19 protein-coding genes are annotated in these 25,939 nt (G+C 67.9%); 12 read left to right on the top strand and 7 right to left on the bottom strand.

The features are described 5' to 3' along the window. Nucleotides 1–10: 10 nt before the first annotated feature. The 8 genes from JOF56_RS01085 to JOF56_RS01050 all read left to right on the top strand — a co-directional run bounded on the left by JOF56_RS01085 (nucleotide 11) and on the right by JOF56_RS01050 (nucleotide 15,147). Nucleotides 11–2,050 carry a bifunctional copper resistance protein CopD/cytochrome c oxidase assembly protein gene (locus tag JOF56_RS01085; RefSeq protein ID WP_307854862.1) on the top strand — a complete coding sequence of 680 codons (2,040 nt, stop codon included), beginning with the start codon at nucleotides 11–13 and terminating at the stop codon, nucleotides 2,048–2,050. Between the two features lie 166 nt (nucleotides 2,051–2,216). Beyond that, complete coding sequence (locus tag JOF56_RS01080) at nucleotides 2,217–2,615, top strand: single-stranded DNA-binding protein (RefSeq protein WP_209633478.1); 399 nt, start codon at nucleotides 2,217–2,219, stop codon at nucleotides 2,613–2,615. A gap of 75 nt (nucleotides 2,616–2,690) precedes the next feature. After that, nucleotides 2,691–4,367, top strand: coding sequence for an energy-dependent translational throttle protein EttA (gene ettA / locus JOF56_RS01075; RefSeq protein ID WP_209633476.1), 1,677 nt, complete (start codon nucleotides 2,691–2,693; stop codon nucleotides 4,365–4,367). Between the two features lie 6 nt (nucleotides 4,368–4,373). Further along, entirely contained in the window at nucleotides 4,374–8,627 is a 4,254-nt protein-coding gene (locus tag JOF56_RS59950) for a diguanylate cyclase domain-containing protein (RefSeq protein ID WP_209633474.1), read from the top strand. 155 nt (nucleotides 8,628–8,782) lie between these two features. Further along, nucleotides 8,783–13,741: an NAD-glutamate dehydrogenase gene (locus JOF56_RS01065; RefSeq protein ID WP_209633466.1), complete on the top strand. Its 4,959-nt coding sequence runs from the start codon at nucleotides 8,783–8,785 to the stop codon at nucleotides 13,739–13,741. Between the two features lie 16 nt (nucleotides 13,742–13,757). Beyond that, nucleotides 13,758–14,192 (top strand): acyl-CoA thioesterase, encoded by a 435-nt coding sequence (locus JOF56_RS01060; RefSeq protein ID WP_245378106.1) that lies wholly within the window; start codon nucleotides 13,758–13,760, stop codon nucleotides 14,190–14,192. Further along, on the top strand, nucleotides 14,185–14,838 hold the full coding sequence (locus JOF56_RS01055; protein WP_209633464.1) for a DUF8185 domain-containing protein: 654 nt from the start codon (nucleotides 14,185–14,187) through the stop codon (nucleotides 14,836–14,838). The genes JOF56_RS01060 and JOF56_RS01055 overlap by 8 nt, the downstream gene beginning before the upstream one ends. 45 nt (nucleotides 14,839–14,883) lie before the next feature. Then, a complete protein-coding gene (locus JOF56_RS01050) occupies nucleotides 14,884–15,147 on the top strand; it encodes a hypothetical protein (RefSeq protein WP_209633463.1) in 264 nt (87 codons plus the stop codon). Here the strand turns inward: JOF56_RS01050 and JOF56_RS01045 are convergent. Together JOF56_RS01045 and JOF56_RS01040 are read right to left on the bottom strand one after the other, a co-directional pair. Next, complete coding sequence (locus JOF56_RS01045) at nucleotides 15,144–16,193, bottom strand: sensor histidine kinase (RefSeq protein ID WP_245378105.1); 1,050 nt, start codon at nucleotides 16,191–16,193, stop codon at nucleotides 15,144–15,146. The genes JOF56_RS01050 and JOF56_RS01045 overlap by 4 nt on opposite strands. Nucleotides 16,194–16,210: 17 nt before the next feature. Continuing rightward, nucleotides 16,211–16,873: a response regulator transcription factor gene (locus tag JOF56_RS01040; RefSeq protein WP_209633461.1), complete on the bottom strand. Its 663-nt coding sequence runs from the start codon at nucleotides 16,871–16,873 to the stop codon at nucleotides 16,211–16,213. A gap of 109 nt (nucleotides 16,874–16,982) precedes the next feature. On the opposite strand from JOF56_RS01040, the gene JOF56_RS01035 reads away from it, so the two are divergent. Further along, nucleotides 16,983–18,065 (top strand): glycosyltransferase 87 family protein, encoded by a 1,083-nt coding sequence (locus tag JOF56_RS01035; RefSeq protein WP_209633458.1) that lies wholly within the window; start codon nucleotides 16,983–16,985, stop codon nucleotides 18,063–18,065. Here JOF56_RS01035 and JOF56_RS01030 read toward each other — a convergent pair. The 3 genes from JOF56_RS01030 to JOF56_RS01020 are packed head-to-tail and all read right to left on the bottom strand — an operon-like array spanning nucleotide 18,062 to nucleotide 21,032. Then, nucleotides 18,062–19,636 carry a glycoside hydrolase family 13 protein gene (locus JOF56_RS01030; protein WP_209633456.1) on the bottom strand — a complete coding sequence of 525 codons (1,575 nt, stop codon included), beginning with the start codon at nucleotides 19,634–19,636 and terminating at the stop codon, nucleotides 18,062–18,064. The genes JOF56_RS01035 and JOF56_RS01030 overlap by 4 nt on opposite strands. Before the next feature lie 37 nt (nucleotides 19,637–19,673). Continuing rightward, nucleotides 19,674–20,057 (bottom strand): globin, encoded by a 384-nt coding sequence (locus JOF56_RS01025; protein ID WP_209633454.1) that lies wholly within the window; start codon nucleotides 20,055–20,057, stop codon nucleotides 19,674–19,676. 12 nt (nucleotides 20,058–20,069) lie between these two features. Next, the gene (locus JOF56_RS01020) at nucleotides 20,070–21,032 is read right to left on the bottom strand and encodes a mechanosensitive ion channel family protein (protein ID WP_209633451.1); all 963 of its coding nucleotides are present in this window, start codon (nucleotides 21,030–21,032) and stop codon (nucleotides 20,070–20,072) included. Between the two features lie 268 nt (nucleotides 21,033–21,300). Here JOF56_RS01020 and JOF56_RS01015 point away from each other — a divergent pair, with 268 nt between their 5' ends. After that, the gene (locus tag JOF56_RS01015) at nucleotides 21,301–21,861 is read left to right on the top strand and encodes an HNH endonuclease (RefSeq protein WP_307855764.1); all 561 of its coding nucleotides are present in this window, start codon (nucleotides 21,301–21,303) and stop codon (nucleotides 21,859–21,861) included. A gap of 3 nt (nucleotides 21,862–21,864) precedes the next feature. Here JOF56_RS01015 and JOF56_RS57540 read toward each other — a convergent pair whose 3' ends face one another. After that, nucleotides 21,865–22,242, bottom strand: coding sequence for a hypothetical protein (locus JOF56_RS57540; protein ID WP_245378104.1), 378 nt, complete (start codon nucleotides 22,240–22,242; stop codon nucleotides 21,865–21,867). A 326-nt stretch (nucleotides 22,243–22,568) separates the two neighbouring features. Between JOF56_RS57540 and ctaJ the strand changes: the two genes are divergently transcribed. Continuing rightward, nucleotides 22,569–22,814: an aa3-type cytochrome oxidase subunit CtaJ gene (ctaJ, locus tag JOF56_RS01010; RefSeq protein WP_209633449.1), complete on the top strand. Its 246-nt coding sequence runs from the start codon at nucleotides 22,569–22,571 to the stop codon at nucleotides 22,812–22,814. Further along, on the top strand, nucleotides 22,801–23,289 hold the full coding sequence (locus JOF56_RS01005) for a DUF5130 family protein (RefSeq protein WP_209633447.1): 489 nt from the start codon (nucleotides 22,801–22,803) through the stop codon (nucleotides 23,287–23,289). Before ctaJ ends, JOF56_RS01005 begins: the two co-directional genes overlap by 14 nt. A 55-nt stretch (nucleotides 23,290–23,344) precedes the next feature. Here the strand turns inward: JOF56_RS01005 and pepN are convergent, their stop codons facing one another. Next, a complete protein-coding gene (gene pepN / locus JOF56_RS01000; protein ID WP_209633445.1) occupies nucleotides 23,345–25,909 on the bottom strand; it encodes an aminopeptidase N in 2,565 nt (854 codons plus the stop codon). Between the last annotated feature and the right edge of the window lie 30 nt (nucleotides 25,910–25,939).

Here is a 25,939-nt window from a genome sequence, read left to right as displayed (position 1 = left end):
CTCTCAGGCCGTGACCTCCACAGAATCGCCCGCACAGCCGACCGGAACGGGGCGGGTCCGCGCTCGCATCGGCCCGCTGTTAGTGGTGGGCGGTGTGCTCGCGGTCGTCGTGGCCGCCGGGCTGTTCGGACTGCTCAGCGATCGGTACATCGAGGGCATTCCCAACCCAGGGGCGTTCACCGCGTACGGGATGATCACGCTGCGCGTGCTTGCCGAGGTGAGCAGCGTGCTGGTGATCGGTTCGCTGTTGTTCGCCGCGTTCATGACGCCGCCGCAGAAGTCCGGTGTGCTCGCGGCGGACGGTTACGCCGCTGTCCGTACGGCCGGCTGGGCTGCCATCGTCTGGTGCGTCTGTGCGCTTCTGTCCATTCCGTTCACTACGGCGGACACGTTCGGACGGCCTGTTGGCCAGCTGTTCGACATCCAGACACTCGTCGACCTGGCACCGAATTCGGAGCCCACGAACACCTGGCTGTTGACGGCAACGATCGCGTTCCTCGTCGCTGTCGGCACGCGGCTCGTACTGACGTGGGGCTGGACGACAGCACTGTTCTTTCTCGCGGTCGGTGGCCTGCTTCCGCTGGGTGTCAGCGGTCACTCGTCCAGCGGCGGACAGCACGATCTGGCGACCAACAGCCTGCTGCTGCACCTGATCGCGGCCGCGTTGTGGGTCGGTGGACTGGTCGCGCTGCTGGCGCACGGCCGTCGTAAAGGCGCTCACCTTGGGCTTGCCGCGAGCCGGTTCTCCAAAGTCGCGCTGGCCTGCTGGATCGTGATGGCGGCGTCCGGTGTGATCAACGCGCTGGTCCGGCTGCCGGTGGCGGACCTGTTCAGCACCAACTACGGGCTGCTGGCCCTCGCCAAGGTCGTCGCGCTGCTCACGCTCGGCGTTTTCGGGTACTTCCAGCGGGAACGCGGCGTCAAGACGGTGGTGGCGACCGGATCGGGCCGGGCTCTGGTGAAACTGGCCGGGCTCGAAGTGCTGATCATGATGATCACCATCGGCATCGCGGCCGCGCTGGCCCGGACGCCTCCGCCGCAGCAGTCGGTGACCGAGCCCGACAACGTCGAAGTGCGCATCGGCTATGCGCTCGACGGTGCGCCGACGTTCCTGAAGATGTTGGTGGACTGGCGGTTCGACCTGATCTACGGCACGTTGGCGATCGCGCTCGCCGTGCTGTATCTGCTTGGTGTGCGGCGGCTGCGGGCTCGTGGTGACGCGTGGCCGGTCGGCCGGACGATCGCATGGCTGTCGGGGTGCGCGGTCATCCTGCTCGCCACGTCGTCGGGAATCGGCCGGTACTCACCCGCGATGTTCAGCATTCACATGATCAGCCACATGATGCTGAATATGCTCGCGCCGATCTTGCTGGTGCTGGGCGGTGCCGTGACGCTGGCGCTGCGGGCGCTGCCCGCAGCAAGCAAGGACAACCCGCCTGGGCCACGGGAATGGCTCGTGGCATTCGTACATTCGCCGGTCGCGCGAGTGCTGACGCACCCGGTCGTCGCGCTGTTGCTGTTCGTCGGCTCCTACTACGTCCTGTACTTCTCGGGGCTGTTCGACAACGCGCTCGACCTGCACTGGGCGCACCTGGCGATGAACGCGCACTTCCTGCTGGCCGGATACGTCTTCTACTGGCCGGTGATCGGCATCGACCCGGCCCCGCGGCGGCTGCCGCCGGTCGGCAAGCTGGCGATGGTGTTCGCGTCCATGCCTTTCCACGCGTTCTTCGGCGTGGTGCTGATGGGCATGCAACAGATCATCGGCGACCGCTTCTACAGGTCGCTCTCGCTGCCGTGGGTCTCTGACGCCCTGTACGACCAGCGGCTCGGCGGCGGCATCGCGTGGGCGGCGGGAGAGGTCCCGTTGCTGGTCGTGGTGGTCGCCTTGCTCGTGCAATGGGCCAGGCAGGACGAGAAGGAAGCCCGCCGCCGGGACCGCCGTGCGGACTCCGACGGCGAGGCCGAACTGGCTGCCTACAACGCGATGCTGGGCCAGATGAACGGCAAGACGAACGCGGGACCTGAATCCACTCGCAAGCCCGACTAGCACACCCCACCGACACTTCCGAGCCGGGACAACCCCGTTTCAGCCGGGTTGTCCACATCCGGCGGTTGTCCACAGCCGAGCCCGTCCGCCCCTGCCGGACCCGCCCCGCCCGGCGGCAAGCTGGCAGCACGAACGCAACCGGCGTGGAGAACGAGGAGTGATCGTCATGGCGTGGAACGAGACCAGGATGACCCTGGTCGGCCGCATCTGCACCGACATCAGCACCCGCCTGACCAGTGACGGGCAGGCCATGGCCCTGTTCAGCGTGGCGGTCAACGAGCGCAAGTTCGACCGGGAGTTGGGCACGTGGGTCGCGGGCAACAGCCTCTTCATGAGGGTCACGTGCTTCAGCAAGCTGGCCGAGCAGGTGGCGGTCACATTCCGCAAAGGCGACCCGGTGATGGCGGCCGGGAAGATACATACCCACCGCTACGAGAAGGACGGCCAGCCCCGCTCCGAGATCGAGCTGACCGCCAACGCGATCGGCCCGGACCTCGCGCTATGCAGCATCGAGATGAACCGCGACGAGCTCGCCGACCGGCCGGTCGAGGCGGTCGCGGCATGACACGCATCGTCACACGTGCCCCATTCCCGGCAGTCGCGGTAATCGGCGTGTACCGGCCGCTCTACGATCGCGGGCATGGCGGAGTTCATCTACACCATGAAGAAGGTGCGCAAGGCGCACGGGGACAAGGTCATCCTGGACGACGCGACCATCCAGTTCTACCCAGGGGCCAAGATCGGCGTCGTCGGTCCGAACGGGGCCGGCAAGTCGACCGTCCTGCGGATCATGGCGGGGCTGGACCAGCCGAACAACGGCGAGGCGTTCCTGACGCCGGGCTACTCGGTGGGCATCCTGCAGCAGGAGCCCCCGCTCAACGAGGACAAGACCGTTCTCGGCAACGTCGAGGAGGGCCTCGGCGAGGTCAAGGTGCAGCTGGATCGCTTCAACCAGATCGCCGAGCAACTCGCCACGGACTACTCCGACGAGCTGATGGAGGAGATGGGCAAGCTGCAGGAGGCGCTGGACCACGCCGACGCGTGGGACCTCGACTCCCAGCTGGAGCAGGCGATGGACGCGCTGCGCTGCCCGCCGCCGGACGCGGACGTGAAGGTGCTGTCCGGTGGCGAGCGTCGCCGGGTCGCGCTCTGCAAGCTGCTGCTGTCCAAGCCCGACCTGCTGCTGCTCGACGAGCCCACCAACCACCTGGACGCCGAGAGCGTGCTCTGGCTCGAGCAGCACCTGTCCAGCTACGCGGGCGCTGTCCTGGCCGTGACCCACGACCGGTACTTCCTGGACAACGTGGCGCAGTGGATCCTCGAGCTGGACCGCGGCCGTACCCACCCCTATGAGGGCAACTACTCCACGTACCTGGAGAAGAAGGCCGAGCGCCTCGCGGTGCAGGGCAAGAAGGACCAGAAGCTGCAGAAGCGCCTGCGCGAGGAACTGGCGTGGGTCCGGTCCAACGCCAAGGCGCGGCAGACCAAGTCCAAGTCCAGGCTGGAACGCTACGAGCAGATGGCCGCCGAGGCCGAGAAGACCCGCAAGCTCGACTTCGAGGAGATCCAGATCCCGCCGGGCCCGCGTCTGGGCAACGTCGTGGTCCAGGTCGACAACCTGAAGAAGGGCTTCGGCGACCGTGTGCTGATCGACGGGCTCTCGTTCGACCTGCCGCGCAACGGCATCGTCGGCGTGATCGGCCCGAACGGCGTCGGCAAGACCACCCTGTTCAAGACCATCGTGGGCCTGGAGCAGGCCGACAGCGGTACCGTCAAGATCGGCGAGACCGTGAAACTGTCCTACGTGGACCAGAACCGCGCCGGTATCGACCCCAAGAAGAACGTCTGGGAGGTCGTTTCGGAGGGCCTGGACTACATCCACGTCGGCCAGGTGGAAATGCCGTCGCGCGCGTACGTCAGCGCCTTCGGGTTCAAGGGGGCAGACCAGCAGAAACCGGCCGGTGTGCTGTCCGGTGGCGAGCGCAACCGGCTCAACCTCGCCATGACCCTCAAGCAGGGTGGCAACCTGATCCTGCTCGACGAGCCGACGAACGACCTGGACGTGGAAACGCTGGGATCGCTGGAGAACGCGCTGGAGCAGTTCCCGGGCTGCGCCGTGGTCATCTCCCACGACCGGTGGTTCCTAGACCGCGTGGCCACCCACATCCTGGCGTGGGAGGGCACCGGCGACCAGCCCGCCAAGTGGTTCTGGTTCGAGGGCAACTTCGAGGGCTACGAGAAGAACAAGATCGACAGGCTGGGCGCCGAGGCGGCCCGGCCGCACCGGGTCACCTACCGCAAGCTGACCCGGGACTAGCCGCCGGTGACGGCGGGCACGAGGGGAACTTGGGCGGGCGGCGGTGAATCCGACGGCGAGCTACTCGTCGCGACCGCCGACCGGTTGAGATGGCGCGCTCCGGAGCTTGCCCTGGTATTCGCGCGGCACGCGGCAACGCGTGCCGACGCGGCCGGGGACCGGATGCTTGCGTTGCGCGCCAACGCCCTCGTGGTCGCCTCGTTGGTGCGGCTCGGCAAACACGCCGACGCCGTCGAACCGGCGGTGCTCACCTTGCGGGAGGCCGAATCGTCCGGCGAGCGCGAGCTCGCCGGGTCGGTCCGGGTCGACCTGGCCGCGAGCACACGTGCGATCGGCTTGGCCGGCAGTGCTTTTGTCCTGGTCCGCCCGATGCTGGAAGGCAGTGATGCGCGCCCCTCGGTGCGAGCGGGTGCCTTGGCGGAGATCGTGGCCGGCTTGGCCCAGGCCGGGCGGCGTGAGGTCATCGACGAGGTGCTCTCGGAAGCCGACCGGCTGTACGCCGCGGATGAGAGCCTTGCCGCAGATGTCCGGCGTGTGTTGCGGGCGCTGCTGTGTGCGCGGATCGCATCGTTCCGGCGGCGGTGGGGCAATCCCACTGGCGCGGTCGCGGCAGCCACAGAGGGCATGACCCTGCTCGACGGGCTCACCGAACCAGCGACGGACTCCGGGCAGGCCCGGGCCGAACTGGGTCTGGAGATGGTCAGCGCCCTGCTCGACGCAGGCGAGGACGCTGCGGCTCTCGGCCAGGCCGATCAGACGCTGACCCATCCGGTGCGCGCCACTTCGGCAGCGGCCATCGGCCGGCTGATGCTCATCCTGGCGACCCGGGTGCACATGCCTGCGGGCCGCGCCAAGCAGGCGCACACCATGCTGGCCGAGATCGTGCGAGTGGCCCGACGGCACGAGCTGGACGGCCTGCTGGCCGACGTCCTGACATCGCTGGCACACGCCCAGGAAACCGACGGCGATCTGACCGACGCACTGAACTCGCTGCGGTCCGCGCGGGCAGCCGAGCAACGCAGGCTGCGCGCCGACACCTTGGCGCGACTGATCGTGCTGGAGGAGTTGGGCGCAGGAACGAGGCTTCCCGACGACACCGAAGCATTGCTGCGGCGCGTTGTCCGGACTCCTGCCCGATCTCTTCCGGATACGTCAAGCCGAGAGAGCAATGGCCGTGAGGCGGCCAGCCGGGAGATGTCCGGCCGTGAACTCGGCGGGGAGGACATCGGCAGCCAGGACATCCTGGCCCGCGAGCTGACCGGCTGGGAGATGGTCGCCCGGGAACGCGCGGCGATGGAGGCAGGCACGAGCCGGGCTCTGTCCGAGCTGATCGAAGCCGACCACGCCGCTGTGGACTGGCCCTCGTCTGACCAGGTGGCATCGGCCTGGCCAAGTCACGACCGTGCCGAGGCGGCTGAGACCTCCTCGGACTGGTCCGCGGACACCGGTGTTGCCGCAGCCGCTTCGTCCGGTGGCGGGCGCCGCCGCGCACCTGTCGAGTGGTCCGCCGCCGACCGGGTGGCTGCCGACCGAGCCGTGTCCGAGCTGGCCTCTGCCAATACAGACAGCACAGCCGACGAGCCAGCCGTGTCGGCTGTGTCTGCGGACAGCTCGCAACCGCAATGGCCCGATCCGGGCGCGGCCGAGGAACGCGACGAGGAAACCGGCCTGCTCAACAGGCAGGGCCTGCGCCGCAGGCTGGCCGCAGCCCGTCGCCAAGCACGGCCGACCGCGCTCACTCTCGTCCGGCTCGAACAGAACGAGCCCGATCCACAACCAGAGCCGCGCAGAATCGAGTCCCGTGGCACCGACCCGGACAGCACCGACCGGTTCAGCGCCGCGTTGATCAAGGCCATCGACCGTGCCGGTCGCATGCCCGAGTTCGACCCGGACGTGCTCAACTCCCTGGCCGACCATGTCCGCGACATGGCCCCGGACGACGCCGAGCTGGTCCGTCCCGAGGAGGGTGAGCTGGCCGTGCTGCTGCCCGACACCACCCGCGACGAAGCCGAACAGTTCGCCGCCAGCCTGCGCGAAACAATGTCCACTTCAGACTGGGACCCCGCCGACCCGGCCAGGGGAGTCAGCGTGAGCACAGGCGTTGCCCAGTACCAGGAAGGCACCAGCGAGGACGCCCTGCTGACCGCCGCCCGTGAGGCCCTCACCGCCACCGAACAGGACAGCCACGACGAACAGCCGGACTGGCAGTCCATCGAGCCCGTCTACGACCTGCCCCCCGAGGACAGCGGCTACACCTACATGCAGGAGTACGCCCAGACCTCCCACGACGGCCCCGAACCGGCCGACCCCGAGATGGCCGAGTACCTGGCGGGATTCCCGTTACCCGAATACACCCAGTGGGCCCCCATCGAAGAGTCGCAGTGGCCGCCCACCGAAGAACCCGACATGCCACCGCACCACGACGCGGCCCCCGCATCCACCGACACATTGGCTGCCGTGTCGACCGACGCACCGACTGGCATGCCGGCTCCTGCGCCGACCGCATCGATGACAGACACCGCCGACACCGGCCGCTCAGTCCTGGACCGCCTGGACATAACCCGCGGCAGCGGCGGCCGCCGTCGCGCCCCGGATTCGTTCGCCCCAGATCAATCCACCGACTACACCCAACCCGGCCCAGCCACCCCGGACTCGCCCTACAACACGACATCAAGCGCGGGCTATGGCGAGCCTTCCAGGGGCGAGTCCGCGAGCTCGAAATACGCGAGCACAAGTGACGAAATCCTGGCCGCGGCCGAAGAGGCGTTGGCCCACCCGATCCCGCGCGCCTCGATCCCGCACATCCCGGACCCAGAAGAAATCCCAGTCCCCCCAGACACTCCCGACATCCCCCCGGTCCCCAACCCGGACACAGACCCCCAGCCGGGCCGCCGCCCAGACCCAGATCCGGACCCAGCCCCCAAACCGAGCCGCCGCGGCACCCCCGCACACCCGGACATCGACCCGCCGCCCAGCCACCCCGCATTCCCGACCAGCCCAGATCCGCAACGCGAGCCAGCCCGGCGTGATGTCCCAACGCACCCAGACATCGATCCGCCAGCCGGCTTTCTCGCCTTCCCAGCCGGCCCAGACCCAGACCGCGAGCCCAGCTTCCCCACGGACCTGGATCGTGATTTGGGTCGGCGGGATGTCTCGGCGTATTCGGATGTTGATCTGTCGGCCGGTTTTCCGGCCGGCCCGGATCGAGGCCATGAGCCTGTAGTCGCGGACGTCGGGCCGAGCGATCATGTCGACTTCGACAGCGATGCCGGCATTGAGTGGCCTGCGGCCCAGCCGGCTGCTGAGCCTGAGGCGAATCAGCGGCCGGGCCGTCGCCGGGCACTGGCGGATGATGATCTCGAGCCCTCGTCGGGTCCTGGCCGCGTCCCTGTTGAGCCGGTGAACGAGGCTGGGGAACGTGCCTGGCCTGCGGCTGAGGTGCCACAGGCTCCGGATTCCGCGCCTCCGACGGGACGTCGTCGCATGCCGGAGAACTTCGACGCCCCGGCTGCTGTCGACGGACAGCGACCCGGTCGCCGCCGCATGCCTGACCAGGATGAGCAGCCCGACGACTCCCAGCTCCCCACCGGCCGGCGCCGGATGCCGGAGCCCGAAGACTCGTCGGGCCGCCTGGAAGCTGAGCCGGTCCGCCGCGGTCCAGGGCGTCCGGATGTACCGGGTGAATCTTGGTCGGGGTGGGGCCGGGTGCTGCAGCCCGAAGGCCAGTCGGCCGGCTCGGACTCCGAAGGCGGCCGCCGCCGGATGCCGGAGCCGCCGGATGCACCGGCTGAATTTCCATCGAGGGCCAGCCGGGTACTGGAGCCTGAGCAGCCCAGCCCCGCGCCTGAACGGCGGCCGAGTCCCAGGCCGAGGCCCCAGCCCGAGTCACAGGCACAGCCCCAGCCCCAGCCTCAGCAACAGCAACAGCCCCAGCCGGAACCGAAGCCACAGGATCCGCAGGAGGCGCGGCGGCGGCGCTGGGCTTCGGTTCTTGATGGGCAGGAGCGGGCCGGGCTTCCGCCGGAGCCCGCTGAGCCGCGGGATCCGCCTGCCGGGCCGGAGAGTTCACCTGAAAGTGCGGGGCGGCCCAGCCGGATGCGGCGGCGGGAGAAGACCGACGTCAAGCTGGCCGATCTGCTCGCCGAGGCGCTTGTGGCTTACCAAGCGTCAACGTCGGAGCATCCGGATGAAGACGTTCTGTCGGCATACGACGACGCGGCCGGCCGGGTCGCCGACGAGAACCCCCGCCGTGAGGCGTGAGACAGGCTATTAAAGCCCCCTAAATGATTCTCAAGTCCCGCCGGTGGCTACTTGGCTGCTCCGTCCGCCCAACTAGGGTTAGGCCGCAGCTGGCACAGCAAACAGGCACAACGACGTGCCGTACAGGGTGCCGACGAGCGTGGAGCCTGGAGAACATGACCTCGACTGGAGTCCAGTCCCATCCGGAAGCGACCGCGGCGAAGGCCTCTGCGGCCACCCCTGAGCAACTCAGGGACGAGCTGGTGGCCACCGCCGCGGGATCGGCCCCGGAGATTGCCGACCTGATCCGCCTCTACTACCGGTATGTCCCGCCGGAGGAGGTCATCGATTTCGCGCCCGCCGATCTGGTCGGCGCCGTGCGCACGCACCTTGACCTGGCCGGGCAACGGGTGCCGGGCCGGCCCGTGGTGCGGCCGGTGAACCCGACTGCGGAGGTCGACGGTTGGACGACCTCGGCGACAGTCGTGCAGGTCGTGACCGATGACATGCCTTACCTGGTCGAATCGGTATCCGCCGAACTTGTCCGCAGCGGCGTTCAGGTCCAACGTGTGGTGCACCCCATCGTTGTGGTGCGCAGGGATGTGGCTGGTGCGCTCCGGGAGGTCCTGCCGACCGCCGATCCGGGCGACCCACCCGCGGACGCACTGGTGGAGTCCTGGATGTACATCGAGATCGACCTGATCACCGACCCGGACCGGGGCCGGGAGATCTCCACGGGTCTGTACTCGGTACTCAACGACGTCCGCGAGGTCGTCGAGGACGCGGCCAAGATGTGCAGCCAGGCCAACGCCCTGGCCGATGCGCTGGAAGCCACACCGCCTCCGCTGCCGGACACTGAGGTCGAGGACGGCGCCGCGCTGTTGCGCTGGCTTGCCGACGGGCACTTCACGTTCCTCGGATACCGGCAGTACGAACTGGTCGGCCAGAACGGCGACGACCCCGCGTTGAAGGCCGTGCTCGCGAGCGGCCTGGGTGTCCTGCGGCAGGACAGTCTCGCCGCGCGCAGCCTCACTGCCGGGCCGGACTCGGTAGTCGCGTCGGCGTTGGCGCCGAAGCTCCTTGTACTCACCGAAGCGAGCGCACCGTCCACTGTGCACCGTTCGGTGTACCCGTACTACGTCGGCGTGAAGACGTTCGACCAGGACGGCAACGTCACCGGCGAGCACAGGTTCCTCGGCGTGTTCACCACGACTGCGTTGCACGAGAACGTGCTGGACATCCCCGTCGTGGAACGCCGGGTGCGTGAGGTCATCCACGAGGCAGGATTCCCGCTGGAGTCGTACTCCGGCCAGCGGATGCTCGAGGTGATCCAGAACTGGCCGCGGGCCGAGCTGTTCTCGTCCACCGCGGAGTCGTTGTACGCCACCGCGACCGGCGTGATCGCGCTCGCCGACAGGCGCAGGCTGCGGCTGTTCCTTCGCCGCGACCCGTACGGCCGCTTCTACTCGTGCTTCGTGTTCCTGCCGCGTGACCGGTACACCACGACCACGCGCCTGGCGATGCAGGAAGTGCTGATCGACGAGCTGGGCGGCTCGAACCTGGAGTACAACGCCCGGATCGGCGAGTTCTCCCTGGCCCAGGTGTATTTCACCGTGCACACCGATCCGGCACAGCAGATCGAGCCGGACGTCGCCCGCATCCAGGAGCGGCTCGCCGCGGCCATCCGCAGCTGGGAAGACCGGATGGCCGAGGCCGTCGACGCCGAGCAGCGTGAGAAGGCCGCGGGCGGCGCGAGCATCGGTACCGAGTCCGCGACGCAGCAGGGCCAGCGCCTGGCCTACGTCTTCCCGGAGGCCTACAAGGAGGACTTCTCGGCTGTCGTGGCGTTGCAGGATCTGCGCCGCCTGCAGGCCCTGGGCAACGTCGGCGACATGGACATCCAGTTCTATGTCCCGGCCGACGCCGCGCCGGGGGAGCGCCGGTTCAAGCTGTTCCTGTGCGGCGACGGCATCACGCTTTCGCAGGTGCTACCGGTGCTGTCGCACATGGGCGTCGAGGTGATCGACGAGCGCCCGTACCAACTGCGCAACGAAGGTGGCGCCGACTGGTGGATCTACGACTTCGGCCTGCGGATCGACGCGAAGGTCCTCGAGCAGCGCTCGGACGAGGAACTGGCCCTGGTCCGCACCCAGTTCCAGGACGCGTTCACCGCCGCCTGGCGCGGTGACGCCGAGGTCGACCGGTTCAACGCCCTTGTCCTGCGCGCGGGCATCAGCTGGCGGCAGGCCACCATCCTGCGCGCGTACTCCCGGTACCTGCGTCAGGCGAGTACGCCGTTCAGTCAGGAGTACATCGAGGACACCGTGCTGCGGCACACCGTCGTGGCCACGGCGCTGGTGAAGCTGTTCGAGACGCGGTTCGACGTCAACAGCGACCAGGACACCCGGGAAGCTGCGATCAAGGCCCAGGTCGACGAGATCACGTTGATGATCGACGAGGTCACCAGCCTCGACCAGGACCGGATCCTGCGCAGCCTGCTCACGTTGATCAACGCGACGCTGCGCACGAACTACCGGGTCCGTGACGAGAACGGCAACCCGCGTCCGTACCTGGCGTTGAAGCTCAACCCGCAGGCGATCCCGGATCTGCCGCAGCCCCGGCCGCGGTTCGAGATCTTCGTGTACTCGCCGCGTGTGGAAGGCGTGCACTTGCGGTTCGGCTCGGTCGCACGTGGCGGGTTGCGCTGGTCCGACCGCCGCGAGGACTTCCGCACCGAGGTGCTCGGCCTGGTCAAGGCACAGGCGGTGAAGAACGCCGTGATCGTGCCGGTCGGCGCGAAGGGCGGCTTCGTGGTCAAGCGGCCCCCGGCGGTGACCGGTGACCCCGGCCTGGACCGTCAGGCGCAGATGAACGAGGGCATCGCCTGCTACCGCATGTTCATCTCGGGGTTGCTGGATGTGACCGACAACCTCGAAGCGGGCAAGACGATCCCGGCGCCGGACGTCGTGCGCTACGACGGTGACGACAGCTACCTCGTGGTCGCCGCGGACAAGGGCACCGCGACGTTCTCCGACATCGCCAACGAAGTCGCCAAGGGCTACGGCTTCTGGCTCGGTGACGCGTTCGCGTCGGGTGGCTCGGTCGGCTACGACCACAAGGCCATGGGCATCACCGCGAAGGGCGCGTGGGAGAGCGTCAAGCGCAACTTCCGCGAGCTCGGCGTGGACACCCAGACCCAGGACTTCACGGTCGTCGGCGTCGGTGACATGTCCGGTGACGTCTTCGGCAACGGAATGCTCCTCTCGGAGCACATCCGGCTGGTCGCCGCGTTCGACCACCGGCACATCTTCATCGATCCCAACCCGGACGCGGCGTCGTCGTTCGCCGAGCGCAGGCGGATGTTCGACCTGCCGCGGTCCTCGTGGGACGACTACGACCGCTCGCTGATCAGTGCGGGTGGCGGTGTCTGGCCGCGTTCGGCCAAGGCGATTCCGCTGAGCCCGGAGACCGTCGAGGTGCTGCGGCTGCCCGAGGGCACGGTGAAGCTGTCGCCATTCGAGCTGATGAAGGCGATCCTGCTGGCACCGGTCGACCTGCTGTGGAACGGCGGTATCGGCACGTACGTCAAGGCGTCCACCGAGTCGCACGCCGAAGTCGGTGACAAGGCCAACGACGCGATCCGTGTCAACGGCGAGGACCTGCGGGTCAAGGTGGTCGGCGAGGGCGGCAACCTCGGCCTGACCCAGCGCGGCCGGATGGAGTTCGCCCGGACCGGCGGCAAGGTGAACACCGACGCGCTGGACAACTCCGCGGGTGTGGACTGCTCCGACCACGAGGTCAACATCAAGATCCTGCTCGACCACCTGGTGGCCGCGGGCGATCTGACCGGGCAGCAGCGCAACGAGCTGCTGGCGGAGATGACCGACGAGGTCGGCGACCTGGTGCTGATGGACAACTACCGGCAGAACGCCGTGATGGGTGTCAGCCGGGCGCACGCCGGGCCGATGCTGTCGGTGCACGCGCGTCTCGTCACCGAGCTCGAGCAGAACAGCGGCCTCAACCGTGAGCTCGAGGCGTTGCCGTCGGTGCAGAAGTTCAAGGAGATGGAGAAGGCCGGCCAGGGCCTGACCTCGCCGGAGCTGGCGTCGCTGCTGGCGCACGTGAAGCTGGGCCTCAAGGAGGACCTGCTCGCCAGCGACCTGCCCAGCGCGAGCGTGTTCGCCGCCCGGCTGCCGGAGTACTTCCCCAGCCAGCTGCGGGACCGTTTCCCGGACGCCATCTCCGCGCACCCGCTCAGCCGCGAGATCACCACCACGTTGCTGGCCAACGAGGTGATCGACGGCGCCGGGATCACGTACCCGTTCCGGCTGGCCGAGGAGATCAACGCCTCGGCCACCGACTCGGTGCGTGCCTTCGCGATCGTGACCAGGGTGTACGACCTGCCGGAGATCTGGCGGCAGATCGACGAGCTGGACAACAAGGTGCCCACCGAGATCGCCGACAAGATGGTGCTGGAGACCCGGCGTCTGCTGGACCGGGCCTCGCGCTGGCTGCTGTCCAACCGGCCCCAGCCGCTGGCGGTCGGTGCGGAGATCAACCGGTTCTCCAAGGTGGTCAAGCAGATCGCGCCGACGGTCTCGGACCTGCTGCACGGCGAGGCCAAGCAAGCCGTCGTCCGCGACACGCAGGAACTGGTGTCCAACGGCGTGCCGGAGCAGCTGGCCACCCGGGTCAGCGGCCTGCTGGACGCCTATGGCCTGCTGGACGTGATCGAGGTGGCCGAGCTCGCCGATCGCGAGAACGGCGGCATGGACATGGAGCGCAGCCCGGTCGAGACCGCGGAGCTGTACTACGCCCTGGCCGACCACCTGAACGTCGACCAGGTGCTGACGTTCATCAGCGGGCTGGAGCGCGGCAACCGCTGGCACGCGCTGGCCCGGCTGGCGTTGCGGGACGACGTCTATTCGTCGCTGCGGTCGATCACGCTGGATGCCCTGCAGCACAGCGATCCGGGCCAGACGGCCAAGCAGAAGATCGAGAACTGGGAGAAGGCGAACGCGTCCCGGCTCGGCCGCGCGCGGGCGGCACTCGACGAGCTGGCCGGTGCGGCCAGCCGGATGGACCTCGCGATGCTGTCGGTCGCGGCACGCCAGATTCGCAGCATGATCCGCTGACATACGGAGGTACGCGTTGGGTGTCTACTACGCCTCGGTCTGGCCCCGCTGGTCCGATATGGACGCATACCGGCACGTCAACCACGCGCAAACGGTGACGCTGCTGGAGGAAGCCCGGTTGCAACTGATCTACGGCGAAGGCGCGCGGCACGGCGCCGGCATGGTCGACGGTGGCCTCGTCGTGGCAAAGCTGGAAGTGGTCTACAACGCGCCACTGTTCGTCAACGGCGAGCCGTTCCGGGTGGGTCTGACCATCACCCGGATGCGGGTCGCGGATTTCACCATCCACCAAGAGGTCCACTGTGGACCTTCAGAGAACGACAAGATCGGCGTGGTCGCGGATGTCACGCTGGCGCCCTACGATCTGGTGAACGAGCGGCCGCGCCGGCTGACCGAGGCGGAGCGCGACTTCCTGGCCGGGTGGCGCTCGGGGAGCGAAGAGAGTGTCTGAACTGACCTTTGCCGACCCGCACGAGCGGGACGACCTGGGCGCGTTCGTCGCCCGGGCCGTCCGGCTGGAGGGCGACTCTGTCGTCCGTCTGCGGGCCCGTCGTGGTTTGAACAACGACAGCACTGACCTGATCGACGCCTGGGTGGCCACGCCGTTCGACGTGCTGGCCACCCGGACCGTCCGTGGCTCTATGCGCCCGGACGACGTGACGGTCTCCGGCAACGAGCTGCTCGCCGCGCTCGCGATCGTGCGCGGCGAGACGGTCGATCCCGGTCTGCCACGGGATCTGATGTGGCGTTCCGCGTTGCCGCCGGGGCAGGGCTGGCAGGTGATCGACCAGCTGCCGGCCGAGGTCGTGTCGTCGCTGGCCGACAAGGGCCTGTCGGTGGCGCGGGAGAACGTCGGCCCGCACGGCACGCCGCCCGCGTCGTTGCTGGATCAGACCGTGCTGACGGTCAGCAGCGAGGGCATGGAGATCAAAGTGCCGTTGCGCTGCTTGTTCGCCATGTCGGGCATGGGGTTCATCGGCAACGAAGGCCCGGACGAGCGTGTGCGGGTGACAGCAACCGACTCGTGGCTACGCATCGACGCCCGGTTCGGCGCGGTCGTAAGGCGTAGGCACGCGCTGCTTCCTCTGCTCGTTTGACTCTTGTAGAGGTCATGAGGGCACCGGAGGGTGCATTGTGGGGGCATGAGCGACACACCTGCCAAGCCGGAGGAAGATCCGGCCAAGGACTGGCTCGCTGAGACGTTCCCCGAGCCTGAGCCATGGCCGGAGCCGCGCCCGCCCGCTCCTCAGCCGCAAGAGGTGCAGCAGCTGCGCCACACCCGTCTCGGTGACGGTCTGCGCGGCGCCGCCGCACTCGCTGCGGGCCTGTACGTCTATGACGCCGTCACAGATGACTCAGACACGGTCGACACCGGCGGGATGGACATGGGCTCAGGAAGCTCCTAGGCCGACGGCAGGTGCACGTCCAGGCGCAGACCTCCGTCCTCGCCAGGTTTCGCCGAGATCGCGCCCTGGTGGGCCGCGACGATGGACCGGACGATCGACAGGCCGAGCCCGGCGCCGTCGCGGTGGTTCGTGCGTTCCGCGGTCAGCCGCCGGAACGGCTCGAACAGCGAGGAGACCGCTTCGGCGGGCACGGCCTGGCCGCTGTTGTGCACCGAGATCGCCGGCTGCCCGGCCACCACGACCTCGATCCAGCCGCCGGGGTCGTTGTACTTGATCGCGTTGTGCAGCAGGTTGCTGATCATCCGTTCCAGGAGCACCGGATCGCCCTGCACGGTGCGTTCGACCATGCCCCGGCGAACGGTCAGCCCGCGTTCCGCGGCCAGTTCGCTGTAGGAGTCGAGCACCTCGCTCGCGAGCTGGTCGAGCCGGACGGGCACGGTCCCCGGCAGCCCTCGATCGCTTTCCGCGAGCACGAGCAGGCCTTCGATCAGGCGCTCGTTGCGTTCGTTGACCAGCAGCAGTTGCGCGCCGAGCCGGTTGATCTCCTGGTCGTCGCCACCGGTCACCATCGCCACCTCGACCAGTGTGCGCTGCACCGCCAGCGGCGTACGCAGCTCGTGGGAGGCGTTGGACGCGAACCGTCGCTGCCCCTCGAAACCGACGACCACCCGGTCGAGCATCTCGTCGACCGAATCGGAGAGGACACGCAACTCGTCGTTCGCGCCGCCCCGCCGGATCCGCTGGCCCAGGTTCTGCGGGCCCAGTTGCCGCACAGTGCTCGTCATCGTGTGCAGCGGACGCAGCGACCGGCTCGCGCAGAACCGCAGGAACCAGACGATCAGCGCGATCACTACGACAAAAGCGACGATCACCCACGTCCTGGCGGTCCCGTCATAGGGAATAGGGCATGGGTCCCAGTACTCCGGCGCCGAGCACTGACGCGTGAACGAGATCATCAGAGTGCGCAGGACAGTGAACCCGGGATGAGCCAGGACGCACCCGAGTACGAACGCGACGGCACACGCGATGGCGACGCGGCCACGCAACGAGATCGGGCCCCCGGTCAGGAACCGAAGCGGTATCCGGCGCTCTGCACGGTGTGGATCACCGGTGGCTCGCCGAGCTTGCGGCGCAGCGTCATGATGGTCACCCGCACCGTGTTCGTGAACGGATCCGCGTTCTCGTCCCATGCCTTCTCCAGGAGCTCTTCCGGGCTGACAACCGTTCCGTCGGCGGCACGCATGAGTACGTCGAGCACGGCGAATTCCTTGGGGGACAGCGACAACGGCCGGCCGTCGCGGGAGGCGTACCGGCGAGCCGGATCAAGCTGGACACCGGAGTGCTCCAGCACGGGCGGCAACGCGCGTTGGGTCCGCCGGCTCAGCGCCTGCACACGCGCGACGAGTTCGGCGAACGCGAACGGTTTGGTGAGGTAGTCGTCGGCGCCGAGCCCCAAACCGTCGACACGGTCACGAATGCTCGCCGCGGCGGTCAGCATCAGCACACGGGTCTCGCCACCAGTCGACACGATCTGCCGGCAGATCTCGTCACCGTGCACCTTCGGCAGATCGCGGTCGAGAACGACCACGTCGTAACGGTGCATGACGACGCGTTCCATGGCCGCGTCACCGTCGTAACAGACGTCGACGGCCATGTGCATGTGCCGGAGACCTGCGGCGATGGCGTCGGCGAGTATCTCCTCGTCCTCGACGACAAGCACCCGCATGGACGGGTCCCCCTTTCCCCATGCGACCAGTATGTACAGGCGGTGCGATAAATTCCACATAAAGGTCCCGCTTATCGCCGTGCTATCGTCGACCCGGTAGATATGGTCCATGCGAGTTCTCACGGCCGTGGCCGTCTTGTGCTGCGTGGCCTGGTTCGTGCTGGTGGCCGACATCTACCGGCTGGACCTGGACGTCTACCGAATCGGTATGCAGACGTGGCTGGCCGGCGGTGACCTGTACGGAGAACTCCCGGACACCGCGATCGGTGTTTCCCTGCCGTTCATTTATCCGCCGATAGCGGCGGTAATGATGACGCCTTTGGCAGTGGTTTCCTTTCCGGTGGCCAGTATCGCGCTGACAGTGCTGACAGTCGCACTGGTGGTGGTGACGCTCTCGATCGTGCTCGATTCCCTCGGGCTGTCCCGCCGCTGGCTCGCGCTCGTCCCGCTGGCGTTTGTGGCCGAGCCGGTGTGGTCCACCCTGGACTACGGCCAGATCAATGTCATTCTGATGGCATTGGTCGTCGCCGATTGCCTGGTTCCCAAGCCCCGCTGGCCCAGGGGTGTGCTGGTCGGACTGGCCGCGGCGGTGAAACTGACCCCGGCCGCCTTCGTGCTGTTCTTCCTGCTCAGGCGTGACAATCGAGCGGCGTTGACCGCCGCGGGGGCATTCCTGGCCGCCACGGTGCTCGGTTTTCTCGTGGCCCCCAAGGAGTCGATCGGCTTCTGGACGAACGAGGTGTTGCACACGGGGGAGAAAGTCGGCGTCGATTTCGTGGCGAATCAGTCGATCATGGGTGTGCTCACCCGAATGGACGGCGCTCAGTTATGGCCGCTGTTCGCGGCGATGGTCGTGGTGCTGGCGGTAATCGGAATGCGAGGTGAACCGGCGTTGGCGCTGGCGGTCAACTCCCTCGCAATGCTGTTGGTCTCGCCGATCTCATGGTCGCACCACTGGGTCTGGTGCGTACTGATCGTGCCGGCATTCGCCATGAACGGCATGCGCCTGCTCGCGGTGACCGGCGCTGCGCTGTTCGTGATCGCGCCCCACTGGTGGGCCTGGGAAGAAGCCTGGACGGTCAATGCATACGCCGTATATGCAGTGATCGCCTTGGCCGCCACCGCCGTGAAAAACCTCCGCACCACGTCACTCGACCCAGCCCCGGGGCGATACGCGTTGCGTCGCGCCTAGACGAGCCAGACGGCCGCGTCCGGTGGCAGCTGGCCGTCCACCAGCGGGTGGCTCGTGAGCAGGACCTCACCCGGCGGGATCGGAACCGGTGCCGCCGACGTGTTCAGCGCGCAGATCAGGCCACCGCCCTTGCGGCGGAAGGCGAAGCATCCGGCAGGCGCGCCGTACCACTCGACCTCGGTGCCGGAGAAAGCCGCGTGTGTCTTTCGCAGTTCGAGGGCGTGCCGGTAGAGCGAGAGCATCGAGTCCTCGTCCTCCAGCTGGGCCTCCACCGTGAAGCGCGCCCATTCCAGTGGCATCGGCAGCCATGTGCTCGATGTCCCGGAGAAGCCGTACGACGGCTCGTCGCCTTCCCAGGGAACAGGAATCCGGCTGCCGTCGCGGCCGCGCTCGGTGTGCCCTGAGCGTTCCCATATCGGGTCCTGCAGGGCCCATTCGGGCAGTTCGACCGTGGGCAGGCCTAACTCCTCGCCGTTGTACAGGTAGACCGTGCCCGGCAGGGCCAGCTCCACCAACGTCATCGCCCGCGCGCGTCGCTCGCCTAGTTCGCCGTCGCCGTAACGGGTCACGTGCCGGACCACGTCGTGGTTGGACAGCGTCCAAGTGGGCGTCCCGCCTGCCATGTTGACCGCGTGCAGGGAGCTGTCGATCGCCGTGCGTACCGCGTCGGCGTCGAAATCCGCCGCCACGAGCCGGAAGTTGAAGCCGAGGTGCAGCTCGTCGGGCCGGATGTACCGGGCGAACCGCTCGTCGTCCTTCACCCAGATCTCGCCGACCGCCATGGTCTCCGGGTAGGCGTCCAGGACCTTGCGGATCATCCGGTGGACTTCGTGGACCTCGTCGTTGTCGAAACGCGGGTCGATGGCGTTGTCGTGCAGGATGCCCGCGCCCTCGGGGACCGAAATGTCCATATCCGGCAAGGATTCGGGCTTGGCCATGCCGTGCGCCACGTCGATGCGGAACCCGTCCACACCGCGGTCGAGCCAGAACCGCAGGGTCCGTTCCAGATCCGCGACCACGTCCGGGTTCGCCCAGTTCAGATCCGGCTGCTCGGGCGCGAACAGGTGCAGATACCAGTCGCCGTCGGGCAGCTGGCTCCACGCGGAGCCGCCGAAGACGCTGGTCCAGTTGTTGGGCGGGTAGGCACCCGGACGGAAGAAGTACCGGTCGCGCTCCGGCGAGCCCGGCCCGGCCTCGATCGCGGCGGTGAACCACGGGTGCTGGTCGCTGGTGTGGTTGGGCACCAGGTCGATCGTCACCCGGATCCCGCGCTCGTGCGCCTCGGCCACGAGTTGGTCGAATGTGGCCAGATCGCCGAAAACCGGGTCCACGTCCCGCGGATCGGCCACGTCGTAGCCGTGGTCGGCCATCGGGGAGGTGAAGAACGGGGTCAGCCAGAGCGCGTCGATGCCGAGCAGTTCCAGATAGCCCAGCCGGGAACGGATTCCGTCGAGGTCACCGACACCGTCGGCATCCGAGTCGGCGAACGATCTGACGTAGACCTGATAGAAAACGGCGTGCTGCCACCATTTCCCGTCGGCATTTCTTTGCACGGTGGGACATCCTGCCATCGCGGAGGGCCGGTTTGGTGCTGGACGAGAAGAGAGTTCAGACCCAGCTGTTGACCAGGCTGTTGGCTGCCATCTCCAAGTAGTTCCACAGTTGCGCACGGTGCTCTTCGGACAGTCCCGCCTCGTCCACCGCGACGCGCATGCACCGCAGCCACGCGTCGCGCTGGATCGGGCCGACCTGGAACGGCGCGTGCCGCATCCGCAGCCGGGGGTGGCCGCGGTTGTCGGAGTAGGTGTGCGGCCCGCCCCAGTACTGGATCAGAAACAGCCGCAGCCGTTCCTCGGCGGGACCGAGGTCCTGTTCCGGGTACATCGGCCGGAGGATCTCGTCGGCCGCCACTTCGGCGTAGAACCGCGCGACGATCCGGCGGAAGGTCTCCTCGCCACCTACGGCCTGGTAGAAGCTCTGCGCCTGCGTCACGTCACCATTGTCCTACTTCTGGCCGTAGAGACGGCCTAGGGGCGGCTCGATACCGGCTTCCTCGAGCGCCGGGATGATCCGTGCGCGCAGGGCCCGCTGTACTGCCCACTGCCTGCCCGCACGGACTTTCACAGTCAGCCGGACGGTGATGCTCTCCGGTGTGACTTTGTCCACACCGAGGACCTCGGGTGGCTCCAGCACGTCCTCGGACACCGGCTCGGTACCGGTCTCGTCGGTCACGATCCGCTTGATGACCTCGGTCGCGGCCTCGATGTCGGCGCTGTAGCCCAGCGGGACGTCCACTACGGCCACGGCGAAGCCCTGGCTGGAGTTGCCCACACGCAGGATCTCGCCGTTGCGGACGTACCAGACCGTGCCGTTGACGTCACGCAGCGTGGTGACGCGTAAACCGACGGATTCGATCGTGCCGGTCGCCGGGCCGACGTCGACGATGTCACCGACGCCGTACTGGTCCTCAAGCATCATGAACACACCGGACAGGAAGTCCTTGACCAGGTTCTGCGCACCGAAACCCAGCGCCACACCCACGATGCCGGCCGAGGCGATGATCGGCCCCAGGTTGATCCCGATCTCGCCGAGGATCAGCATGAACGCCAGTCCCCACACCAGAAACGAGACCAGCGACTTCATCACCGAGCCGATGGTCTGGGCGCGCTGCTGACGGCGCTCGGAGACCAGCGCGCCGATCGTCTGCGGGGCCCGCTCCTTGAGCGGCCGCAGGATGCGCGGGGTCTTGCCGTTGCTCGCGCCACGGGCCAGCCGGTCGATCGTGCGGCGTACGACGAATCGCACCACGAACGCCACGACCAGGATGATCAGGATTCGTAACGGGGCGTTGGCCAGCCAGCCGACCGCTCCGGACAGCCAGGCGTTCCCGGTCATCTCGAACACCGTACGGCAGAGCGTGCCGATGTCGTTCACGCAGGTGGGAGGCTCAGACAGGAGGGGGTTCATCGATCCGATCTTCGGGCGGGGGACCAGGGCACCAGCCAGGCTAGGCCTGGGCGGTCAATCCGGCGTTCACCGGGGTTTCGTCAACCGGAGACGTGACACGTATGTCAACACACGTGCGCGAGAGGTGTGTTGTGTGGTCGACTATGCCTTGCACCCCGGTGGAGGTGGTCGCGTGCTCGACCGAAAACCGACTCCGATCAGCGGCGCGAAACTCGGTGCAACCGGCACCGGGAACGCGGCGCTGGCGGCGCTGTCTCCGCAACCGCCAATTGCGGACCAACGCCCGGCGTCGACTGGCCTGTCCGTGGTCCCTTGGGGCCGCCGCAGGGTCCTGTTACTCAACGCCACGTTCGAGCCGCTGACGGCGCTGCCGTTGCGGCGAGCTGTCGTTCTGGTGGTCTGCGGCAAGGCCGAGGTCGTGCACGGAGATCCGACTGGGATGGTCATGCATTCGGCCACGTCCAGTGTGGAGATTCCGTCGGTGATCAGGCTCAGCAGCTACGTACGCGTGCCGTACCGCGGCCGCGTGCCGTTGACGCGTGCTGGCTTGATGCACCGCGACCGCTACAGATGCGCTTACTGCGGCGGTCGTGCGGAGACTATCGATCATGTCGTGCCGCGCAGTCGTGGGGGTCCCCACACATGGCAGAACTGCGTCGCCAGCTGCGCGAGATGCAATCACAAGAAGGCGGACAAGCTGCTGTCCGAGCTGGGCTGGCGGCTGCGGGTGGTTCCCGCGGCGCCACGTGGCCCGCACTGGCGACTGCTCGCCGGTGTGGCCGACGCCGATCCGCTCTGGCTGCCTTACCTGGGCGAACCCGCGGCGTAGCTATCAGGTGACTCGGGTGCCCGCGGTGACACGCGTCCCGCGGGTGACTCGCGTACCGCGGGTGACTCGCGTACCGCGAGTGACGCGAGTGCCTGCCGTGACGCGGGTGCCTTCGCGAGTGACGCGAGTTCCACGGGTCACACGGGTGCCTGCCGTGACGCGAGTGCCCTCACGGGTCACACGAGTGCCCCGGGTCACGCGAGTGCCGGCAGTGACCCGAGTACCTTCACTGCATGCCGTGACGCGGGTACCCCGCGTGACACGAGTGCCGCGAGTGACTCGCGTGCCTGCGGTAACCCTGGTTCCCTCGGCTTGCCCATCACACAGAGCAGCTACTAGGGCCGTGAAGGTCGCCTGATCGGCGGTCGGCATCGTGGTCATGTCGGGGCCTCCTCGTGACTCAAACGTGAGAAGAGTGGTGTGAGCGGGTTTCGCAAGGTCCGTACAGGTGAATTGTGAAGAGGGTTGCGGGTAAGTCGCAAGCCGTCAAGTCGGTCCAACCGCCCGGTTGCCGGCCGATGGGGCCGTTCGCCACCTGGCGATGCGCCGCGCGCGGGACAACTGCGGCCAGCACATGGCGCATATGGGTTACCAAGACCGCAGGACATGCGACTGTCCGGGGTCGGAGCGCTCCCAGTGACTGGGACGACCGGAGGCTGGATGGGGTCAGCGCTCCGATGTGGAGTGGTGTCGGCTACCTTTAGCGGGTGAGCTTGGTCGAGACAGTTCTCGTCTTCGTGGTGATTCCGGGGGCCATCTATGGCCTTGTGGCGCTGCTGACGCTGCGCGAACGCGCGTCCAAGACGCCCCGCTACCGCCCGGGTCAGGACTGGGACTACCCGCCTGTCTGGTGGACCGCGAACCCGGCCGGCACGCAGCAGCCGGCTCCGGTGCAGGAAGGTTCCGCGCAGCATGCGCGGACCGCATGGGGAGGTGCCCGTGGCAGCTGGTGAGGTCGTCAAAGCCGGACCTGTGATCGACGAGTCGCAGTTGCCGGAAGGCACAGTCGTCACGTCGACCGGCCGCCTGTCGGTCGCCCGTCCCTACGAGCTGGCAACGCCCGCGCTGCCGTTCACCCCGGTGCAGCTGTCCCGGTTGGACGAAGCCCTGACGCTGGCGAGCCGGTCCGCGGGACTGTCCTTCAGCATCTATCTCGGCGAGCTCGGTTCGGACACCCACGGTGAAGCCCAGCAGCTGCACGCGGGTTCCGGCGGCGACGTGAGCCATTCCGTGCTGATCGCTGTCTCACCCGCACAGCGCGTGGTCGAGATCGTCACGGGCGAGGAGGCGGCGCGCCGTCTGCCCGACCGCGGCCTCAAGCTGGCCGTGATGAGCATGGTCGCGTCCTTCAAGGAGGGCGACCTGATCGGCGGCCTGGTGAGCGGTCTGCGCATGCTGTGCGACCAGGCAGGCACGCCGGCTCACTGACAGTACTGAAAAGAGACCCCGTGGGGAGTGGATCGCCACTCCCCACGGGGTTTTCTCATGCCTGCTGGTCGAATTCGCGTGCGGCCAAGGCACGCACGATCCCGGCACGGCCTTCGAGCACCAGACGCCGCAACGCCGGCGGACGCTCCTCGGCCAGCCACGTGTCCGACGCCTCGACGGTGCTGTGGTCCACACGCCACGCCGGGAACAGTCCGAACACGACGGACTGGGCGCGCTCGCTGGACCGCCGCTCCCACACCCCGGCGACGTCCTCGAAGTAGCGCTCCGCATAGGACGCGATCAGCTGCTTCTGGCCCGGGTGCGAGAAACCGGCGATGATCGACTCGTTGATGGCGTTCGGCAGATCGTCGTCGTGCACTGCCCGCTGCCACGCCTCGGCCTTGGCCTCCGCGGTCGGCCGCAGCGCCAGGGCCCGCTCCGCGTGCCGCTTGCCGGTCGCCGTCGAGTCGCGCTCAAGCTCCGCGGCGATCTCGTCCGCACCGGCCGCGCCGTGGGCGACCAAAGTGGTCAGCAGCCGCCACCGCTGGTCGGTGTCCACGACCAGGCCGGGCAACGGCGCCGAGCCGTCGAACCAGCCACGGACCAGCGCGACCTTGTCCTCGTCCAGCACCGACGATGCCAGTGAGGACACGAACGCGAGCTGGTGGTCCGAGCCGGGCTCGGCAGCCAGCACGAGCTCGACCAAGCGCTCGGTCAGCGTCCGCCAGCCCTCCGGCGCCCACGCCGGGTCCGCATAGGACGACAACGCGGTCTGCGCCTGCAGCAGAAGCCGCTGCACCACACCGAGTTCGGTCTCCGCCGCGACGCCGCTGATGACCAGTGCGACGAAGTCCCGCGCCTTCAGCTCGGCCTCACGCGTCATCTCCCACGCGGCCGACCAGCACAGCGTGCGTGGCAGCGGCTCGGCGATGTCGGCGATCCGGTCGATCAGGGTCTCCAGTGAGGTGGCGTCCAGCCGCATCGTGCAGTAGCTCAGGTCGTCGTCGTTGACCAGCACGAGCTTGCCGCGCGGGACACCGGCAAGCTCAGGGATCTCGGTGCGCTGACCGTCTACATCGACCTCGACCCGGTGCGTGCGGACGATCTTTCCGTCCACATCGTCGTACACACCGACCGCGACACGGTGGGTCCGCAGCTCGCCCGCGCCGGGCTTCGCACCGCCCTGCGTGACGGCGAACTCGGTGAACTTGCCGTCCGCACCGACCTTGAACGACGGGCTGAGCGAGTTCAGGCCGGTCGTCTCCAGCCACTGCGCGCTCCACCAGGACAGGTCCCGGCCGGACGCCTCCTCCAGCGCGCCGAGCAGATCGGCCAGCGTGGCGTTGCCCCAGGCGTGCTTGGCGAAGTAGACCCGCAGGCCGGAGAGGAAGTTGTCCTTGCCGACGTAGGCCACGAGCTGCTTGAGCACGCTCGCGCCCTTGGCGTACGTGATGCCGTCGAAGTTGACCTCGACCGCCTGCAGGTCGTCGATGTCGGCGGCGACCGGGTGGGTCGACGGCAGCTGGTCCTGGCGGTAGGCCCAGGACTTCTCGATGTTGGCGAAGCTGGTCCACGCGTGCTTGTACTCGGTCGCGTCGGCCTGCGCGAGCACGCTGGCGAACGTGGCGAACGACTCGTTCAGCCACAGGTCGTCCCACCAGCGCATGGTCACGAGGTCGCCGAACCACATGTGCGCCATCTCGTGCAGCAGCGTCTCGTTGCGACGCTCGTAGAGGTAGCGCGTGACACGGCTGCGGAAGACGTAGTCCTCAAGGAATGTGACGGCGCCCGCGTTCTCCATGGCACCGGCGTTGAACTCCGGCACGAACAGCTGGTCGTACTTGCCGAAGGGGTAGTGCACGCCGAAGTTCTTGTGGTAGAAGGCGAAACCCTGCTTGGTCTCGGTGAACAGGCGCTCGTGGTCGAGGTGCTCACCCAGTGACGCGCGGCAGTAGATGCCCAGCGGGATGTCGTCCTCGCCCGGTGCGCTGTAGGTGTCCTTCCACTCCGCGTACGGGCCCGCGATGAGCGCCACCAGGTAGGTCGACATCCGCTTGGTGGTCTCGAACACGTGCGTGACAGCGCCCTGGTCACCGGTGCTGCTGGATTCGATCGCCGAGTTGGAGACGACCTTCCAGCTCTGCGGCGCGGTCACTGTGAGCGTGTAGACGGCTTTGAGGTCGGGCTGGTCGAAGCACGTGAACACGCGCTTGGCGTCGGCGGTCTCGAACTGCGTGTAGAGGTACACGCTGTCGTCGACCGGGTCGACGAACCGGTGCAGGCCCTCGCCGGTGTTCATGTACCGGCACTGCGCCTCGACGACGAGTTCGTTGACGTCGGCCAGGCCGGTCAGCGTGATGCCGTCGTCCTCGCGGTAGTCCGACACGTCGAGCTCGACGCCGTTGAGCGTGGCCCGCTCGACCGACGCGGCGACGATGTCGATCCACGAGTCCGCGCCCGTCTCGTGGCTGCGGAACTTGACGGTCGTGCGGGAGGCGAACGTGCCCTCTCCTGGCCGGCCGGCACCGTCGGTCAGGTCCACGACTATGTCGTACGACTCGACTTCGAGCAGCTCGGCGCGCTGCTGGGCTTGGGCACGGGTCAGGTTGGGGGCGGCCACTGATCACCTCAGGTTCAGCTGGAAGTTGAC

This window comes from Kibdelosporangium banguiense (assembly GCF_017876405.1).
Lineage (GTDB): Bacteria > Actinomycetota > Actinomycetes > Mycobacteriales > Pseudonocardiaceae > Kibdelosporangium > Kibdelosporangium banguiense.
This window is presented reverse-complemented; position numbering and strand designations above follow the sequence as displayed.